1 rRNA gene is annotated in these 1335 nt (G+C 54.4%); it reads right to left on the bottom strand.

From position 1 onward, the window contains the following. Positions 1-1335: ribosomal RNA gene (locus LJE12_RS19510) — 23S ribosomal RNA — on the bottom strand; the annotation flags it as partial.

Genomic DNA, 1335 nt, shown 5'->3' with positions numbered 1-1335 from the left:
TTGGTCAAGCCCTCACCCGATTAGTAACAGTCAGCTCCATGTGTTGCCACACTTCCACCTCTGCCCTATCTACCTCGTCGTCTTCAAGGGGGTTTACTTCTTTCGAATGGGATATCTCATCTTAAGGGGGGCTTCACGCTTAGATGCCTTCAGCGTTTATCCCTTCCGGGCTTGGCTACTCGGCCGTAGACTTGGCAGTCTAACCGATGCACCAGCGGCCCGTCCATCCCGGTCCTCTCGTACTAAGGACAGCTCCTCTCAGATATCCTACGCCCACGCCGGATAGGGACCGAACTGTCTCACGACGTTCTGAACCCAGCTCGCGTACCGCTTTAATGGGCGAACAGCCCAACCCTTGGGACCTACTACAGCCCCAGGATGCGATGAGCCGACATCGAGGTGCCAAACCACTCCGTCGATGTGAACTCTTGGGAGTGATAAGCCTGTTATCCCCAGGGTAGCTTTTATCCGTTGAGCGATGGCATTCCCACTTAATACCACCGGATCACTAAGCCCTACTTTCGTACCTGCTCCACCCGTCGGTGTCGCAGTCAAGCTCCCTTCTGCCTTTGCACTCTTCGAATGGTTTCCGTCCATTCTGAGGGAACCTTTGGGCGCCTCCGATACCCTTTCGGAGGCGACCGCCCCAGTCAAACTCCCCGTCTGGCATTGTCCCACCGCCGGGTCACGGCGGCTGGTTAGAAACCCAATACTGCAAGGGTGGTATCCCAACAGCGGCTCCATGGCAACTGGCGTTACCATCTCCTAGCCTCCCACCTATCCTGTACATGCAATACCGAGTCCCAGTACCAGACTGGAGTAAAGCTCCATGGGGTCTTTCCGTCCTGGCGCAGGTAACCAGCATCTTCACTGGTACTTCAATTTCACCGGATGCATTGTCGAGACAGCGCTCAAATCATTACGCCTTTCGTGCGGGTCGGAACTTACCCGACAAGGAATTTCGCTACCTTAGGACCGTTATAGTTACGGCCGCCGTTTACTGGGGCTTAAATTCAAAGCTTCGCGTTACCGCTAACCTCTCCTCTTAACCTTCCAGCACCGGGCAGGCGTCAGCCCATATACCTCACCTTTCGGTTTCGCATAGACCTGTGTTTTTGCTAAACAGTTGCTTGAGCCTATTCTCTGCGGCCTGGTTTCCCAGGCACCCCTTATCCCTAAGTTACGGGGCCATTTTGCCGAGTTCCTTGACAATGCTTCTTCCGCCGGCCTTAGGATTCTCTCCTCATCCACCTGTGTCGGTTTACGGTACGGGTACGGTATAAACGATAGCGGCTTTTCTTGACGCATGGCTCACGGACTTCGCTACTTTATTTC

The sequence above is a fragment of the Blautia sp. DFI.6.71 genome (genome assembly GCF_020593585.1).
GTDB lineage: Bacteria > Bacillota > Clostridia > Lachnospirales > Lachnospiraceae > Blautia_A > Blautia_A wexlerae.
This window is presented reverse-complemented; position numbering and strand designations above follow the sequence as displayed.